Genomic DNA, 12810 nt, shown 5'->3' on the forward strand with positions numbered 1-12810 from the left:
TCTTAGTATTCTTCTTCCTCTTCTTCATCTTCATGAATATCTGATTTTGGTTTTTCCAAACCTTCAATCTTAATTCCGTGTTTTTCGGCATAATCCCAAAGCGCAGCATGGATTGCTTCCTCTGCAAGCAGTGAACAATGTACTTTTACAGGCGGAAGTCCGTCCAGCGCTTCCATAACCGCCTTGTTTGTGACTTGAAGTGCGTCGTAGATGCTTTTTCCTTTTACAAGTTCTGTCGCCATACTGCTTGTAGCAACAGCTGCTCCACAGCCAAATGTTTTGAATTTCACATCTTGAATGATCTGGTTATCATCAATGTCAAGATAGATTCTCATAATATCTCCACATTTTGCATTCCCTACTGTACCAACGCCACTGGCGTTTTCAATTTCTCCTACGTTTCTTGGGTTTTGGAAATGATCCATTACTTTTTCTGTATACATATCTGATTCTCCTTTTATTCATTTCTATTATTTATTTCTGTTTTTTCACAAAATCTTCATACAGTGGCGACATGCTGCGAAGTTGCGCCACAATTTCTTTCAGACAATCTACCACATAGTCAATCTCTTCTTTTGTTGTCTCTTCGCTCAACGTCAGTCTTAACGATCCATGTGCGATTTCGTGTGGCAAACCGATTGCCAAAAGAACATGCGAAGGATCCAAAGACCCTGATGTACAGGCTGATCCACTGGAACCGCAAATTCCTTTCATATCGAGCATAATCAAAAGCGATTCCCCTTCAATAAACTGAAAACTGAAATTTGCATTGTTCGGAAGGCGATCTGTTCTATGTCCATTCAGCCTGCAGTACGGAATCTCTGCAAGCACACGTTCAATCAAATGATCTCTCAATTCAATCTCTTTCGATGTACGCTCTTTCATTGTGCGCACCGCTCTTTCAACCGCTGTTCCAAGTCCGATAATTCCAGGTACGTTCTCTGTTCCTGCACGACGTTTTCTTTCCTGTGCTCCTCCGTGCACAAAAGAACGGATCTTTACTCCTTTTCGGATATACAAAAATCCAATCCCTTTTGGACCGTTTAACTTATGTCCACTTGCGCTCAGCATATCAACGTGACATTCGTCTACATTAATCGGTACTTGCCCGAATGCCTGCACCGCATCTGTGTGGAATAAAATTCCGTGTTCATGTGCAATCTCACCGATCTCTTTGATTGGCTGAATCGTTCCAATCTCATTATTAGCATACATCACAGAAATTAAAATAGTCGTAGGTCTGATTGCAGCTTTCAGTTCTTCCAGTTTTACCACGCCATTCTCATCCACATCCAAATATGTCACTTCATATCCGTTTTTCTCCAGGTAATCGCCTGTGTGAAGAATTGCATGATGTTCAATCTTTGTTGTGATAATATGATTTCCTTTATTTTTGTAAGCCTCTGCTGTTGCTTTCAGCGCCCAGTTATCTGATTCGGAACCGCCTGCAGTAAAATAAATTTCATTTGCGTTTGCACCCAGTGCGTCTGCAATAATCTCGCGTTGTTTTGTAATCGCATCCTTATTCTTTGCTGCAAAACTGTAAACGCTGGATGGATTCCCATAATTTTCTGTAAAATACGGAAGCATCGCCTCTACTACTTCCGGTGCTGTTTTTGTTGTCGCCGCATTATCTAAATAAATAAGTCTGTCCATGTTCTTTCCTCCTAATTATTGCAATTTTTCTGTATGGTCAAATTCTGTTGAATCTGCTTACTTTCTTCTACGAGCTGCTTTAAATCAATCTCATCGACTGTTCGATTAATGCTTTCATTGATCTTCTTCCAAACATACTTTGTGACACAGCCTCCTGCTGCCTCGCATGATTCTTCTTCGTGAAAAGCCGCACACTCTACCGGCTCCAAATTTCCTTCCAACGCTCTTAATACATCTCCGACTGAAATCTCACTGACATCTTTCGCAAGCACATAGCCTCCGCCGGCTCCCCGTATGCTTTTAATCAATCCGGCTCTCTTCAGCAAAGCCATCAGCTGCTCCAAATATCGCTCGGATATGTCCTGTCTCGCCGAAATACTGCTGATTGGAACGGGCTCTATCTCACTATATTGAGCAATATCAATCAAAGCACGAAGACCGTAGCGCCCTTTTGTTGATATTTTCAAAACTTCACCTTCTTTGGTCTATTTAATTCCTAGTGAATTACTAGGGTTTATTTCTTTTGTAGAATATCACTCTCTTCAAGTTCTGTCAAGGGCATTCTGGGAATATGTTATAAAGACAAAAAATTCAGGAGAAGACATGTCTGAAAAACACACTATTTTGAAAGGTACATTCATTCTCACTGCCACTGGCTTTCTAAGCCGTTTCATTGGCTTTTTTTACCGTATGTTCTTAAGCCATACTTTCGGGGAGGAAAGCGTGGGACTCTACCAACTGATTTTCCCCATCTACGCACTTTGCTTTTCGCTCACCACAGCCGGAATCGAAGTTGCTCTTTCCCGGTGCGTCGCAAGAAAAGTAGCTCTTTCCAGACACAAAGAAGCAAGACAACTTTTGTATGTCGGGCTTTTCCTTTCCATTGCGCTCTCTACGGTCACCGCAGCTATATTACAGACAAATGCCTCTGCTTTTTCCATCTATATCCTTGGCGATATACGCTGTGAACCATTACTCATTGCGATCTCTTATTCGCTTCCTTTCGCATCTGTCCACAGTTGTATCTGCGGATACTATCTCGGGCGAAAGCAGACAAAAATTCCGGCACTCGCACAACTTATCGAACAAATTGCACGAGTCTTCAGTGTATATGTCATATATATGATTGCACTAAAAAAAGAGCAACCAGTCACAATACTGTTTGCGGTAATCGGTCTTGTCATTGGAGAAATCGTTTCTTCACTCTTTTGTATACAATGTTTTACATACGGAAAAGTCTTTGCCCGTATTCACTTTATCTTAAAAAACAATTTTTCTCACTTAAAAGAACTTCTAAAACTTTCCGTGCCTCTCACTGCCAACCGTATTCTTCTGAATATTTTACAGAGCATCGAGGCAATTTCCATTCCCATACGTTTACAACAGTATGGGTACACTTCCTCTGATGCACTCAGTGCCTATGGAGTTCTCACTGGAATGGCTTTGCCGTGTATTCTGTTTCCATCCGCAATTACAAACGCTGTCTCTACGATGCTTCTTCCTACAGTTACAGAGATTCAAACTTCAAACAACTGGAAACAGCTAAAGAAACTCATCCAAAAGGTTATACTTTATTGTTTTTCTCTTGGTTTTTTTTGCTGTATACTCTTTCTCCTATTCGGGAACTGGATTGGAACCATCTTATTCCACAGTCAGCTTGCCGGAAATTTTTTACTGACCCTTTCCTGGATTTGTCCATTTCTATATGCAAATTCTACGCTCATCAGTATCATAAACGGACTTGGAAATACAACAATCTCTTTTCTGATAAATACTTTTGGACTCTTCATACGCATTATCGGAGTGATTGTTTTTATCCCACAGATTGGATTGAATGGTTATCTTTGGGGACTCCTTGCAAGTCAACTTTCTGTCAGTATTCTAAGCATCCTGTATTTAAGCTGTCATTTAAAAAAACGAGAGTTTGCAACCTAAGGCAAACTCTCGTTTCACAATAATCCAATAACTAATTTCATTAATATGGGATTCGTATACACTTCTAAAATCATCCCAACAGCCATAGAAATTCCTGCTGCTGCCGTCTTTTTTATATTCCATCTCCCGTTCGGATATGTGTACAGATACCATAGCAGAATCACGTATGCGAACCCATAAAAAAGAATCTGCGGCAACATTCCCACAATACACAATAGAATTCCTTTCATTCCAAGAGAAATTACAGAAGAAACTGCTACAACGCCACCTGAAAAGCCTGTCCAGCCAATGCACAGTCCAACAACTGTTTTCTTCCATTTCATACATCCTAAAATACATATCACACAAAAAGGGACAAGTCTTGCTCGCAGGATATACCACAAATATTCTTCTGCCACAATATCGGTTTTAGCATATTGCTTCAAGAAACCGTCATCGAAAATTCCGCCCGACATAATATACCTGTCAGAAATCAAATTCGCATACAAAATACCAATTAAAAAACCACCCAGCAGAAACATTGCAAAAAATTGATTTTTACTTCTGTATGACCTCACATATCTACCTCCCGTCTTTCACACTTCAACTTAGGATATTTCATTATATGCAAGGTCCATCCGTTTATGCTTTTATTTTTACTGCATATGACATCAGCGAAGCAATCGTCTTAGAATCTTCAATCTCTCCGGAAAAAATTTTCTCTTTTAACTCCTCCATTGTGTAAGCCTCTACGTCAATCGACTCATCTTCATCTAAATTCTGCTTGGATGGTATCAAATTTTTTGCGACGTATACTTCCACTCTCTCATTACAAAACGCCACCGCTGTTCTCAATGTAATCAGCCATTCCAAATCTTCTGAGCGAAATCCCGTCTCCTCCTCCAATTCCCTTGCCGCACACTCTTTGCCGGGTTCCCCCTGTGTATCCAAAGCTCCGGCCGGAATCTCCAATGTATACCTGTCCAACGCATTTCGATACTGTCTTACCATCAAAATCTTTCCTTCTTTTGTAACAGGAATCACCGCAGCTGCACCTTTATGCTGCAGATAGTCCCATTTTGCAATATGTCCGTTCACCTCAACATGATCACAATACATATCCAATATCGTTCCTCTGTATTTCAGTTCTCGTTTAATCCTTTTTACTTTTTCACCCATCTCATATCCCTCCAATATATAGAAATTCCCATATATCAACTTGATATATGGGAATCGTTTTCATTTATTGTGACTATTTTGCATAGTCTGTAACACGTGATTCACGAATCACATTCACTTTAACCTGTCCAGGATATTCCAATTCAAACTCAATTTGTTTTGAAATATTTCTAGCCATCAGTACCATGTCTGCATCAGACACTTGTTCTGGAACTACCATGACACGAATCTCTCTACCTGCCTGAATAGCAAAAGATTTATCGACACCTTTAAATTGGTTGGCGATATCTTCTAATTGTTTTAATCTGTTTGTATATGTTTCCAATGTCTCTCTTCTTGCGCCAGGTCTTGCTGCAGAAATTGTATCTGCCGCCTGAACGATACATGCAATTAACGATTCCGGCTCTACATCACCATGATGCGCTTCTACCGCGTTAATCACAACCGGCGACTCTTTGTATTTTCTACAAAGATCCACACCAATCTGAATATGGGAGCCTTCCACATCGTGATCGATTGATTTTCCGATATCATGTAAAAGACCAGCTCTCTTCGCAACCCTGACATCCAAACCAATCTCACTTGCGAGAAGTCCGGATAACTGCGCTACTTCCATGGAATGCTTCAATGCATTCTGCCCATAGCTGGTTCTAAATTTCATTCTTCCTAACAGACGAATCAGTTCTGGATGAATACCATGTACTCCAACTTCTAAAGCTGCTGCCTCTCCCTCTTCACGAATCATCAATTCCACATCTTTTTGTGCTTTCTCTACCATTTCTTCAATTCTTGCGGGATGAATTCTTCCATCTACAATCAATCTCTCGAGAGCAATTCTCGCAACTTCTCTTCTGATCGGATCAAATCCTGATAAAACGACAGCTTCCGGAGTATCATCTATAATCAATTCTACTCCTGTCATTGTCTCGAGTGTACGAATGTTTCGTCCCTCTCTACCAATAATTCTTCCCTTCATCTCATCACTTGGAAGTTGTACAACCGAAATTGTAGTCTCCGCAACATGATCTGCCGCACACTTCTGAATCGCTGTTACGACATACTCTCTTGCCTTTTTGGCAGCTTCCTCTTTTGCCTGCGTTTCCAATTCTTTGATCATCCTCGCAGTGTCATGTTTGACATCATCTTCAACAGTTTTTAACAAATAATCCTTTGCTTGTTCGGAGGTTAATCCTGAGATTCTTTCTAGTTCCTGTACTCTTTGCTGATTAAGCTCTTCTACTTTCGCTTCACGCTGCTTAATTTGCTCTTCTCTCGCCGTAAAGTTTGCTTCACGCTGCTCAATTGCTTCTGATCTTTTGTCTAAAGCTTCTTCCTTGGATAACACTCTTTTCTCATAGCGTTGTAATTCAGATCGTCTTTCCTTTGTCTCTTTTTCGAGTTCATTCTTTGTCTTGATAGACTCTTCTTTTACTTCCAAGAGCGCTTCTTTTTTCGTTGTCTCAGCAGTTTTCAATGCATCATCAATAATTTCTCTCGCCCGAGTCTCCGCACTTCCGATCTTCGAATCTGCGTCTTTTGTCAGGCTTGAAATCGTCAGGAAACGAGTGATGACCGCTGCAACAATGAATGCAACTACAGCAATAATTATAGTAATTATTGTTGGCACAGGAGCACCTCCTTATTTAATTTTCATTGTACAAATACAACACTTAAATTTTATACTCTTTTCACAATTATGTCAAGTATTCCATTCAGAAACTTGTATTACTTGACGGATGTCCTCGTAACGGAAACCTTTTCTTAGCAGATACCCGCAAATCTTCGCTTTTTCTGCTTCTGTCGCCTTCTCTGCACAAAATCTCTTTTTTTCAAGAATTTTTTGAATTGCTCCCCGTTCCTCTTCCATCTCATAACACTCTTCCATGACTTTGTCAATCGTCTCTTTTGCGACACCTTTCTGACAGAGTGATGCATAAATTTCTTTTTTGCTCTTGCTGTTCTGTCTGCTGAGCACAAATCGCCTTGCATAATTTTCGTCTTCCACATATCCAAAGGATTTTACATAAGCCATCGCCTGTTCAATAATATCATCCGGATATAATCCCTGCTTTAATTTCGTGCGAAGTTGCGATTCTGTGCGATCCATGTCTGTCAACAGATGCATTGCCCGCAGCTTGGCACGTTTTAACACAATCTCACTGAGAATCTGACTGACCAGCCTCTCGTCCACCTCTGTGTCCTGCGCGATATGATATCGGGACAGCTCTCCTTTGTATAATACAAAGGCAAACTGTCCGTCTATGAATACCTTATACTTTGTCTTTGTCACTGGCTCAATCTTCGTGACATACATTCTATTCTTCCTCTTCCTTCTCTACGGAACCGTCCAAATGATAATGCGCTCTGATCTTCTCTTCCAACTCTTCCATAATTTCCGGATGCTGTCCAAGATATATCTTCGCATTCTCTCTTCCCTGTCCAATCTTATCTCCATTATAGGCATACCATGCCCCACTCTTATTCACAAGATCAAGTTTTGTTGCAAGATCCAGAATATCTCCTTCTTTGGAAATTCCCTTTCCAAACATGATATCAAATTCTGCTTCCTTGAACGGAGGTGCAATCTTATTCTTCACAATCTTGATACGTGTACGATTTCCCACCATCTCACCATTCTGTTTTAAAGTTTCAATCCTTCTGACATCCATACGCACGGAAGCATAGAATTTTAAAGCTCGTCCACCGGTTGTCGTCTCCGGATTTCCAAACATCACACCAACTTTCTCTCGAAGCTGGTTGATAAAAATCACAACACAGTTTGATTTGCTAATAACAGGAGTCAGCTTTCTGAGTGCCTGCGACATCAAACGCGCTTGCAGACCGACATGACTGTCTCCCATGTCTCCTTCTATCTCCTGTTTCGGAACAAGTGCTGCGACCGAGTCAATTACAATAATATCCATCGCGCCGGAGCGAACCATCGTCTCGGCAATCTCAAGTGCCTGATCTCCACTATCCGGCTGTGAAATGTATAATTCATCAATATTTACACCAATATTTTTTGCATAGACAGGATCAAGCGCATGCTCTGCATCAATAAATCCCGCAATTCCGCCTCTTTTTTGTACCTCTGCAATCATATGTAACGTAACCGTCGTCTTACCACTTGACTCAGGACCATATACCTCAATTACTCTTCCCTTCGGTACACCCCCAAGACCAAGTGCAATATCAAGACTTAAAGAACCTGTCGGCACCGTCTCCACAGAGACATTCGCCCCTGCATCACCAAGCTTCATCACCGTACCTTTTCCAAAATCCTTCTCCAACTTTAAAATCGCTGCATCCAGCGCTTTTTGTTTATCTTCATTTGCCATATTACGTATCTCCTTCTTCACACCGCGAACTTATGTTCGTTTTTCTAATTAATATACTATTATACTTGTCTCAAAATGTCAATACTTTTATTCTCACCTCCTGCTTACAAATTTCCATGTGGGTAATTTCAGCGAATCTGCCAATGAATGTATATAATGAGCGAACGCTCTATTGAATGAACACTTTTAGAATATCATAATTCTCATCTTTGCACAAGAAAAGAATCCATTTTCAGGATTCTTTTCTTTCTCTATTTCCGGCTTCTAACGAACGTTTTTTGCTGATAACTACTTTTTCATCATAGCATGCAAATAACTGCTTTAACGTATCTTTCTCCATTTTGGGAGTCAGGACACTGACAATCGGGACGATGACAAGACCTGCTGCCATAGCAATTGCTCCCGCATTGATTGGTGATGAGATATATTGAAAGAACATATTAGATACTGTAATTCCAATTCCAGAAAAAAAGCTTGTCCACACCGCAGCCTTTGTGACTCCTTTCCAATACAACCCATATAAAAACGGAGCTAGAAATGCTCCAGCGAGCGCTCCCCAGGAGATGCCCATCAACTGCGCAATAAAAGTCGGTGGATCAAGTGCAAGCAGCACTGAAACGACAATAAAAAACACAATCAGAATCTGCATAGTAATAACTTGCTTTTTCTCACTCATATTTTTTATGATATTATCTTTCAGAAAGTCCAAAGTCAATGTTGAACTGGATGTTAGTACGAGTGAGGACAGTGTAGACATCGATGCCGACAGGACAAGCACGACGACAATTCCTATCAGAATATCAGGTAAAGAAGATAACATATGTGGAATAATGCTGTCAAACACAATCATTCCGGATTCATCGTATAATTCTTTTCCATCAAACAAACGTCCAAAACCTCCAAGAAAATAGCATCCTCCCGATACCACAATGGCGAAGATTGTCGAAATTACCGTTCCTGTATTAATCGATTTTTCATCTTTAATAGCATAAAATTTATGTATCATCTGGGGCAATCCCCAGGTTCCAAGAGAGGTCAGTACCACAACTCCCAAAAGGTTCATTGGATCTGGTCCAAAGAAGGATGTAAATGCACCAGGTTGTCCGGCTGTCAATGCCACATCACTTTCAATCTGTGCAAGCTTTCTAATCGCCTCTACAAATCCTCCCTGATTGTTTAACACTGCCATAATAACTGCTACAATCCCTATCAACATAATGATTCCCTGGATAAAGTCATTGATCGCAGTTGCCATATACCCTCCAAGAATTACATATATAGCGGTAAATGCTGCCATAGTCACTACACACCATGTATACGGGACATGAAATGCCATCTCAAACAAACGGGACAGACCGTTGTAAATGGATGCGGTATATGGAACCAAAAATACAAATACAATGACCGATGCTACAATCTTCAGACTCTTGCTCTGATATCTCTCACCAAAAAAATCCGGCATCGTCTTTGACCGTAAATGTTGACTCATAACCCTTGTCCTTCTCCCTAGCACAACCCAGGCCAAAAGACTTCCAAGAACTGCATTCCCAATTCCAATCCATGTGGATGCAATTCCGTATTTCCATCCAAACTGACCCGCATATCCGACAAATACAACCGCCGAAAAATAAGAAGTCCCATACGCAAATGCAGTGAGCCAGGGTCCAACGGAACGTCCACCCAGCACAAACGCGTCTACACTTTTTGTATGTCTCCGAGAATAAATCCCAACCACTGCCATCACTGCAAAAAAAATCACCAGCAGAATTACTTTTACACCCATCTTCTTCCCCCTTCTTTTAAATTAGCAGTTTAAAGTGTTACGCTTTAAACTGCTAAAGTTTCTTAATAATTAAAGAATAGCACACGCGAATATGGATGTCAACAAATAGTTTATTCTTTCATCTTTTCTACACGTTCCTGAATTGTTTTATTAAAATTTTCTACTTTTCTGCAGTATGGCTCACTCATATATTTAGAATGCAGCATAAAATCTGCCGTTGCCAGATTGTTTGCAATCGGAATATCATACACGACTGCAATTCGAAGCAACGCTTTCACATCCGGATCATGTGGCTGTGCTTCTAATGGATCCCATAAAAAGATCATAAAATCAATCTGTCCTTCCACAATCTTTGCTCCGATCTGCTGATCTCCTCCAAGCGGTCCACTGTTATAACCTTTTACAGGTAATCCTGTTTTTTCCGCAATCAGTCGGGATGTCGTTCCTGTTCCACATAAAAAGTGACTTTTTAAAATCTCCTTATTCTGATCACACCACTCTACCAGCTCTTTCTTCTTTCCGTCATGAGCAACCAGTGCAATATGCTTTGCTTTTCCAATTTCAAATGTAACATAATTATCTTGTAACACAATGATCCCTTCTTTCTTTTAATCATATTGTTCCATGATGGCGAACCTTGACACTGTCAACAGTCCAATCACCACTGCCATTATCATACCATAAATTAAAATTACGAAAAAGGCAAAATTGAAATTCTGTAAGACAACTGCAACCACAGCAAGGAGCACTCCGATCCCTATAATTCCCCCTTGGACTCCCAATCGAACTAGCTGCTTTACTGTTTCTCCCAAAGAGTTTCTCAAAAACGAATCGATCAGTACCTTTGTATATAACTTAATCGCCTGAAGGAACACATAGATCAGCCAGCAGCTGACTATGTGAAACGGATGAACTTTCCATGCAATCCCAAGCGGAAGCACCAAAATTGCTCCATCAATCGCCGCTTTCACATGTTCCATCACAGTCGCATACCACATTTTCTTTGCCGGAGAATCTGGGAGTAGAAACAGATACGGATTTTTCAATTCTTTATCCCATTTCCCAAGATATCCTCCTGTCAAAATGGCAAGATAGGCCACAATTCCCAAAAGAACTGCACTTTTTGATCCAAATTCCGAAACATCAATCACCTTTAAAAACAAAATATCCGCACCAATGCAAAACAATGTCATATATGAAAAGATAAACCATTTTTCTTTTTTATACTCCAATAACTGTCTGTAAAAAATAGCCTTTGCTCCGGACGCTTTATATTCGACTGAGGCTCTTTTGAATTTCTTCTTTTTGCCGATGGACATAACCATCTCACCATTATTTTTTCGCGCTTTCATCTCTGCATAATCATCCGCAAATTTTGCCGCATCTTCATAATATCCACCATTGCATTTCATTTTGACTGCCACTACAGCCATAACAATTACAGTCAAAAGATACAAACCACTGCATACAAGATTAAGAGTTGTAGGTCCAAGCAAAATCAGTCGAAAAACTGCAATATTCCATCCAATGATCGGCAGCATCTGCAATCCCGGAAAATCAATCAGATTGATAATACTTTCCAGCGAAAATCCTTTTGTTCGAAAATACCAAATTCCAAACAGCGTAATACCTGCAAGTAAAACATAGATCATGCGCGTAAGCATAACAGTCGTCTTTTGCGAAAATCGTTCATTGGCATATAAACCAATAATAATACTGCCTTCCAGTACCGACTCAACCCCTGCAAGAACTATAAACAGTGATACGATTTTCCAAAGCGGAAGATGAAATCCAAGAATTGCAGCAAGTACAAATGCCATACTCACAATCAAAGTCATCAAAAAATTATATCCTGCGCCATAGAGCAAGATTATTTTGGGGCGAATCGGCGCCGTAAAAATAAAATGTGCATGGCTTGGATAGAAAATGACACCTTTTCGTTTTGCATAAGTCGCAAAGTTAATAAAAAAATTGTAAAGTCCCCATACCGTCAATGCCGCCAGCAGCCAATATGGTGTTTGAAAATCTGCTTTTACTAAAGCCGTAACTGAAACTGTGATCAAAAAAATAAAATAGGCTGCCAAAACAATGCTAAGTATCAGGTTCACCGGCTTTTTCTTTAACTGCTTTAATTTGTTGATCCATTTTCTTTTTGACATATACAATAATGCTTTCATTATTTTTCACCACCCGTCAATTCAAAGAACAGCGCATCGAGTTCTTTATCCCCGACTTCTTCTTTGCTGTAAGAACCAATAATATGGCCTTTTTCCATCACAAACATCACATCCCAAATATTCTCTACCATCTCCAGCATATGAGTACTGATCAATATCGTAACTCCGTTTTCTTTCAATTCTAAAATCACTTCTTTTAATTCTTTGATCGCTTTTGGATCGAGTCCAACCATCGGCTCATCTAAAAGAATCACCTGTGGCTTGATACACAGCGCACAGCAAATACTAACTTTCTGCATCATTCCTTTTGAAAGCTCATTCCCTAATTTGTCCTGTTTATCCTCCAACTCAAATCGTGTCAGAATTGCTTCCACCTCTTGGTCTGTTATGTTGCTGTCATATGCTTTTCTTACATACTCAATATGCTCTCTTACAGTCAATGCATCGAACATTGCCGGCAATTCCGGAACATAGGCGAAAATCTTTTTCGCCTCCATGCTATGTGCTTCCATCTTCTGAATTCCGATTCCACCTTCATACCTGAGCAAACCTGCAATACTTTTGATAATCGTAGATTTTCCTGCTCCGTTTGGTCCCAGCAAAATTCCTATCTTTCCCGTCGGCACCGTGAAACTGACATGATCCACCGCCAGATAATCACCATATTTTTTACTCAGTCCTTGTATCTCAAGCATCTTCATTCCTCCTCATCAAAAATAGTCTTGTATATCTGTACTATAGATTTAATACAATGATACACAAG

The 12810-nt window shown here is 40.2% G+C and carries 13 protein-coding genes; 1 reads left to right on the forward strand and 12 read right to left on the reverse strand.

The window, feature by feature from the left end; translation table 11 throughout:
* Positions 1 to 2: 2 nt before the first annotated feature.
* The 3 genes from nifU to BQ5364_RS10560 are packed head-to-tail and all read right to left on the reverse strand — an operon-like array spanning position 3 to position 2123.
* Positions 3 to 443, reverse strand: coding sequence for a Fe-S cluster assembly scaffold protein NifU (gene nifU / locus BQ5364_RS10550; RefSeq protein WP_004613876.1), 441 nt, complete (start codon positions 441 to 443; stop codon positions 3 to 5).
* 31 nt (positions 444 to 474) lie between these two features.
* Entirely contained in the window at positions 475 to 1656 is a 1182-nt protein-coding gene (gene nifS, locus BQ5364_RS10555) for a cysteine desulfurase NifS (RefSeq protein WP_071144269.1), read from the reverse strand.
* Positions 1657 to 1667: 11 nt separating this feature from the next.
* Positions 1668 to 2123, reverse strand: coding sequence for an RrF2 family transcriptional regulator (locus BQ5364_RS10560; protein ID WP_004613878.1), 456 nt, complete (start codon positions 2121 to 2123; stop codon positions 1668 to 1670).
* Positions 2124 to 2259: 136 nt separating this feature from the next.
* On the opposite strand from BQ5364_RS10560, the gene BQ5364_RS10565 reads away from it, so the two are divergent.
* On the forward strand, positions 2260 to 3591 hold the full coding sequence (locus BQ5364_RS10565; RefSeq protein WP_044987736.1) for a putative polysaccharide biosynthesis protein: 1332 nt from the start codon (positions 2260 to 2262) through the stop codon (positions 3589 to 3591).
* Positions 3592 to 3605: 14 nt separating this feature from the next.
* On the opposite strand, the gene BQ5364_RS10570 is transcribed toward BQ5364_RS10565, so the two are convergent.
* The 9 genes from BQ5364_RS10570 to BQ5364_RS10610 all read right to left on the reverse strand — a co-directional run bounded on the left by BQ5364_RS10570 (position 3606) and on the right by BQ5364_RS10610 (position 12742).
* Positions 3606 to 4148, reverse strand: coding sequence for a hypothetical protein (locus tag BQ5364_RS10570; protein ID WP_022250922.1), 543 nt, complete (start codon positions 4146 to 4148; stop codon positions 3606 to 3608).
* A gap of 64 nt (positions 4149 to 4212) precedes the next feature.
* Complete coding sequence (locus tag BQ5364_RS10575) at positions 4213 to 4749, reverse strand: NUDIX hydrolase (RefSeq protein ID WP_004613881.1); 537 nt, start codon at positions 4747 to 4749, stop codon at positions 4213 to 4215.
* A gap of 73 nt (positions 4750 to 4822) precedes the next feature.
* Positions 4823 to 6376 carry a ribonuclease Y gene (gene rny, locus BQ5364_RS10580; RefSeq protein ID WP_004613882.1) on the reverse strand — a complete coding sequence of 518 codons (1554 nt, stop codon included), beginning with the start codon at positions 6374 to 6376 and terminating at the stop codon, positions 4823 to 4825.
* A gap of 72 nt (positions 6377 to 6448) precedes the next feature.
* Positions 6449 to 7063, reverse strand: coding sequence for a regulatory protein RecX (locus tag BQ5364_RS10585; RefSeq protein WP_004613883.1), 615 nt, complete (start codon positions 7061 to 7063; stop codon positions 6449 to 6451).
* Position 7064: 1 nt separating this feature from the next.
* Entirely contained in the window at positions 7065 to 8087 is a 1023-nt protein-coding gene (recA, locus tag BQ5364_RS10590; RefSeq protein ID WP_022250921.1) for a recombinase RecA, read from the reverse strand.
* A gap of 232 nt (positions 8088 to 8319) precedes the next feature.
* Positions 8320 to 9870, reverse strand: coding sequence for a sodium:solute symporter family protein (locus BQ5364_RS10595; RefSeq protein ID WP_071144270.1), 1551 nt, complete (start codon positions 9868 to 9870; stop codon positions 8320 to 8322).
* 110 nt (positions 9871 to 9980) lie between these two features.
* Positions 9981 to 10460, reverse strand: coding sequence for a methylglyoxal synthase (locus BQ5364_RS10600; protein ID WP_004613886.1), 480 nt, complete (start codon positions 10458 to 10460; stop codon positions 9981 to 9983).
* Between the two features lie 18 nt (positions 10461 to 10478).
* Positions 10479 to 12047 carry a putative ABC exporter domain-containing protein gene (locus tag BQ5364_RS10605; RefSeq protein ID WP_004613887.1) on the reverse strand — a complete coding sequence of 523 codons (1569 nt, stop codon included), beginning with the start codon at positions 12045 to 12047 and terminating at the stop codon, positions 10479 to 10481.
* A complete protein-coding gene (locus BQ5364_RS10610) occupies positions 12047 to 12742 on the reverse strand; it encodes an ABC transporter ATP-binding protein (RefSeq protein WP_022250919.1) in 696 nt (231 codons plus the stop codon). The genes BQ5364_RS10605 and BQ5364_RS10610 overlap by 1 nt, the downstream gene beginning before the upstream one ends.
* Positions 12743 to 12810 lie beyond the last annotated feature (68 nt).

This window comes from Coprococcus phoceensis (assembly GCF_900104635.1).
Classification (GTDB): domain Bacteria; phylum Bacillota; class Clostridia; order Lachnospirales; family Lachnospiraceae; genus Faecalimonas; species Faecalimonas phoceensis.

Excerpts from the sequence above, each read along its gene's own strand:
- nifU (WP_004613876.1), bottom strand. The coding sequence starts at position 443 with ATGTATACAGAAAAAGTAATGGATCATTTCCAAAACCCAAGAAACGTA.
- nifS (WP_071144269.1), bottom strand. The coding sequence starts at position 1,656 with ATGGACAGACTTATTTATTTAGATAATGCGGCGACAACAAAAACAGCA.
- BQ5364_RS10565 (WP_044987736.1), top strand. The coding sequence starts at position 2,260 with ATGTCTGAAAAACACACTATTTTGAAAGGTACATTCATTCTCACTGCC.
- BQ5364_RS10575 (WP_004613881.1), bottom strand. The coding sequence starts at position 4,749 with ATGGGTGAAAAAGTAAAAAGGATTAAACGAGAACTGAAATACAGAGGA.
- BQ5364_RS10585 (WP_004613883.1), bottom strand. The coding sequence starts at position 7,063 with ATGTATGTCACGAAGATTGAGCCAGTGACAAAGACAAAGTATAAGGTA.
- recA (WP_022250921.1), bottom strand. The coding sequence starts at position 8,087 with ATGGCAAATGAAGATAAACAAAAAGCGCTGGATGCAGCGATTTTAAAG.
- BQ5364_RS10595 (WP_071144270.1), bottom strand. The coding sequence starts at position 9,870 with ATGGGTGTAAAAGTAATTCTGCTGGTGATTTTTTTTGCAGTGATGGCA.
- BQ5364_RS10605 (WP_004613887.1), bottom strand. The coding sequence starts at position 12,047 with ATGAAAGCATTATTGTATATGTCAAAAAGAAAATGGATCAACAAATTA.
- BQ5364_RS10610 (WP_022250919.1), bottom strand. The coding sequence starts at position 12,742 with ATGCTTGAGATACAAGGACTGAGTAAAAAATATGGTGATTATCTGGCG.